Raw genomic sequence first — 4,157 nt, 5'->3', positions numbered from 1 at the left:
CCACGGCTCACGCTTGCACGCTCGCCTGATTTTACGCGGGTGCCTGCAATGCCACGCCCTTCGCCTGTTTTCGCTCCCGTTTTGGTTCGTGATCCAGCGCTCGCACCACGTCTTGCGCCGGTGCGCCCGCTGGCTTTGCCTTTCGGTTCTGCAAGAAGCTTGCGCTCTATTCCTGCGAGTTCCACATTCCCCTGCTTCGCGCCTTGGTTTCCCCATTCGTGATTCGAACTTGCTTTGGGCTGCACTCCCACAGATACGTACAAGGAGCCGGCATGACCGCCCAGTGTCTTCTTCCTGCCCAAGTCGCTGCGTTTTGCTACTCTCACGGCATTCCCTCCCTTGGCATGCACGAGGAGTGCCGCCGCTGCACAAAGCGCCGGAGCATTCTTCCGGCTCCGGCGCAGGTTGTTCTGCTCTCATGGGACCCCTCACAGCGGCAGCATCTGGCGCATATATTTTAGGGCAGTTGACCCTTCATGCGGATGGCTGCTTCCTGAAGCGATTGGAACGTCCCTGCATCACTCCAATATTTTTGCAAAATATCGTATTCCAGTCCTCCAGCTGCTGCATAATGATTGTTCACGTCCGTAATTTCGAGTTCGCCGCGTGCAGAAGGCGCAATGTTCTGAATGAGGTTGAATACATGGTCATCATACATATATATGCCAGTAACACAATAAGAGGTCTTCGGATCACTCGGTTTTTCCTCAATGTATGAGATTCGTTCCGGATGCTGTGGATCAAACACCGGCACCCCATACCGCCGTGCATCGTCCACTTCTTTGAGCAAAACACGAGCTGTACCCGCAGGCTGCTGCATATACCGGTCCACATAAGGCTTCAAATCGTCGCTAAACAGATTGTCTCCCAGCAGCACAACGAATTTCTCTCCAGGAAGGATAAACGATGTCGCCAGATCCAATGCTTCGGCAATCCCGCCTGCCTTTTCCTGAATCCGATACGTCAGCTTGACGCCATGATCTGCTCCACCACCCAAATACTCCGTGTATAACCCAGCGGAATGTTTGTTGATCACTATCAATATCTCTTCAATGCCTGCCTGGCGAAGTCTGTCGATGCCATACATAATCATCGGATGCTTGCCGACTGGAATCAGATGCTTGTTAATCAGCCGGGTCAGAGGATACAGTCGTGTTCCTGTTCCGCCAGCAAGAATTACACCTTTCATTCCACTATCCCTCCTTCATCGGATGTCTCAATATATTTAAGGGGATCGACATGCCATTTGTTGATAAAAATGGATCGATTGCGCTCAAGCAACTGTTTCCAAGCTACAGGATCGGTCTTCAGGAAACTCGCGCTGCCGCGATGATGTACCAGGACATCCCCGCATACCAGCAAACGATAACCTTTCTGGCAGGACCTGTAGCAATAATCGTCATCTTCATAGTGTCCCGGCGAATAGACTTCGTCAAGCACACCAATGTCCTCCATCACACTTCGCCGCATGAGCATACATAAGCCGACAATCCGTCTGACTTCCTTCCATCTGGAAGAATCGACTACATTGTTGGCAGCAGCCAGTTCCTGAAAATGTACCATGTCCCGGAACTCAAGCTCTACCTGCTGGATACCACTTGCATAGTTGGTCACCGGACCTGTAATACCAATGTTTGCATCACTGTAGAGGGCTGCCTGCAGATTTTCGAGCCAGCGGGTGGTAACTGTAACATCGTTATTCAGCAGCAATAGCTCATCACCACAGGCTGCACGGAGCCCGGCATTGCAAGCCGCCGGGAAACCCCGATTGTCCGGCAACCGAACAAAACGAATTCGTTCCCGTGCACAATACGCTGCTGTTCCGTCAACCGAGCCATTATCCACAACGATGATTTCATAAGATGTATGAGAATCGGTATATTTTCGAATGGCATCGATACACGGCTTCAGCAGTTCCAGCCCGTTGTACGTCGGAATAATAATACTCGTCAGTGTCATCTGGCGTTCCTCCTGTAGGCCACTTCAGCACGAGAAATGGATCGGGCTTGTGACTTATTGCCGCCCATATCCAGCCAGGTTGCAATCGCCTCCAGATGGTCGCCAATGATCAATCGGGCGACTTCGTTGCCACTGCCCGTATTGGTGGAACGCAGGCGATTGGAACGAATGACATCCACTTGACTGGGTGCAGTCACTTTTAATCCATGCTGAATGGCTAGACTTTGCGCCTTGGGAGGAACGGCCAGCGCCTCCGGTTTTACGATCTGGATCATCTTACGTGAGAGGGCATGAGGTACAGCCGTCAACGAATTGGAACCCAGATCCGAACGATTAAGCACACGGTTGAGATATGCCTTGATCCGGCTCACTTCATCCTGGCGGGCAAATGGAGGCAACAGCGATGAAAGATTGTTCAGTGCCACGTCATCTCCCCGGTCGACCGCATACAGAAACGGGGCGAGTTGCTCTGCCGGGACGACCATATCCCCATCCACAAAGAGAAGAGTCTCCGCCTCCGTCATTTTGGCCCCCAAGGCGCGGCCTACATCATGTCCCGCCCGGTCAGGTTCATAGACCAGCGTGATGCCAGACTGTTCAAGCACCTGTGTCAGACTGTTGTCCGTTGTTCCATTCAATACCACAACGATATCTGTCAGCGGTAAACGTTTCAGTTGTACAAGTACTTGCCCCAGCGTAAGTTCCTCATTGCAGGCACAGACGACTGCAGCGGCAGGTTTATTCAGGGCAAGTGGAATAATATTCAATGAGCGTCCCGCAGCTTGAGCATAACCCTGCATGAATGCTTTCCCTGCCTGCATTGCAGCAGAATAACTCCTTAGCTCCGCTGAGATCGCAGCCCCATGCTCCTGCCATGTTGAACGCGCATGTTGTTCAATCGATTGTTCATTTTCCAACGTCATGCGTCCTGCCCGTTGCCCTGCGCTGAATGCTTCATGCAATACGGACTTGTTCATTGCCAACCTGCTCGATGCTGAACTCTTTAGCGGCGATTTAGTCAGGCTCTTCCTGCCCATGGTTCTGGTTCTGTTCCTTGGTGTTCGTCTGCCTGCCGTCCGTTGACGACGGACACCCCCTGAACGCTCCTTCATTTCCTCACCTCCAGCGTGCTGCATCTTTTGACGAGGTTTCTTTCTTGTTTTAGGCAACATGCTCACCTCGTCAGGCTACGAACACGCTGCAGATCGGAATGTCCTCCGCGTGGGCCAAGTGTATCGGTTATCCACCTGATCGCTGTCAGATGATCATTCCAGACCACTTGACTGAGCGGGTCAGGTCCGCTTCGTTTCTTGACTCGAACTGCGTTCATTTTGCCTACAGGCACATGATGGACGGCACGCACCTTCAACCCGTTGGTAACCGCCTTTGCATGTGCCAATGGTGGAATCTCCAGTGTGTCCGTCCCAATCACTTCAAGTGCCCTGCGACTTAATGCATGCGGAATGGCTGTCATGGAAGCCCCTTGCAGATCAGGTCTCGCGAGCATGCTGTTCAGCGCATGTTTGGCTTCTATCACAGGGTGAACAGGGATACGCGCCACCGGTCCGTTATAATCATTAAGCGCCACATCCGTCCCGTCCAGAACCGCTCGCACATAAGGCGCGAGATGTTCTGCCGGAATTGGAATGTCTGCATCCGTGAACAACAGCACCCTGCCACGAGCTGCCGCTGCACCGACTCTTCTTCCTCCATCATGTCCCAAAGCTTCGGCATAACGAAGCACCTGTGCCCCTGCCCTTTTTGCCGCTGCTGCCGTCCCATCCGTTGAACCATTCACAATAACAAGCACTTCAGCATCACGGCATATCCGCAGCGACTGACGCACGACTGCACCAATGGTTCGCTCTTCATTCATGGCAGGTATAATGACCGAAAGCAGTGGTTTATGCGAGTACGTCGAATCCTGTGCAAGTGTCTCTCTCATCGCATGCTCAGCTCCGAATGCTGGCAATTCCGTTTGCTCCACGGGTGGAATTACGTACTTGTAGGCCTTTGTACCCTTTTTGTAAGCAGATTTCAAACGACGCTTCTTTAATTGCGCTTTTCTTTGTGCCAGATTCGATTTGGCTGCATAAAAAGCTGTATTGCCGCGTTTTTGCAACACAGTCACCTCCCGGGTGTACATCATCGGCATGCAAAGGGAGTACACGTTATTCTATGTATTCATGGAGCAGTGG

At 52.2% G+C, this 4,157-nt stretch carries 5 protein-coding genes; all 5 read right to left on the bottom strand.

The features are described 5' to 3' along the window. The coding region (locus A6049_RS32130; RefSeq protein ID WP_145921980.1) for a hypothetical protein at positions 1 to 326 on the bottom strand (326 nt) is incomplete at its 3' end. A gap of 131 nt (positions 327 to 457) precedes the next feature. Next, positions 458 to 1,189, bottom strand: coding sequence for a sugar phosphate nucleotidyltransferase (locus A6049_RS32125; protein ID WP_063568452.1), 732 nt, complete (start codon positions 1,187 to 1,189; stop codon positions 458 to 460). After that, entirely contained in the window at positions 1,186 to 1,959 is a 774-nt protein-coding gene (locus A6049_RS32120; protein WP_063568451.1) for a glycosyltransferase family 2 protein, read from the bottom strand. Before A6049_RS32120 ends, A6049_RS32125 begins: the two co-directional genes overlap by 4 nt. After that, positions 1,956 to 3,071 carry a glycosyltransferase family A protein gene (locus A6049_RS32115; RefSeq protein WP_240321611.1) on the bottom strand — a complete coding sequence of 372 codons (1,116 nt, stop codon included), beginning with the start codon at positions 3,069 to 3,071 and terminating at the stop codon, positions 1,956 to 1,958. Before A6049_RS32115 ends, A6049_RS32120 begins: the two co-directional genes overlap by 4 nt. A 62-nt stretch (positions 3,072 to 3,133) precedes the next feature. Next, positions 3,134 to 4,084, bottom strand: coding sequence for a glycosyltransferase family 2 protein (locus A6049_RS32110; RefSeq protein WP_240321610.1), 951 nt, complete (start codon positions 4,082 to 4,084; stop codon positions 3,134 to 3,136). Positions 4,085 to 4,157 lie beyond the last annotated feature (73 nt).

Source organism: Paenibacillus sp. O199 (assembly GCF_001636635.1).
GTDB lineage: Bacteria > Bacillota > Bacilli > Paenibacillales > Paenibacillaceae > Paenibacillus > Paenibacillus marchantiae.
This window is presented reverse-complemented; position numbering and strand designations above follow the sequence as displayed.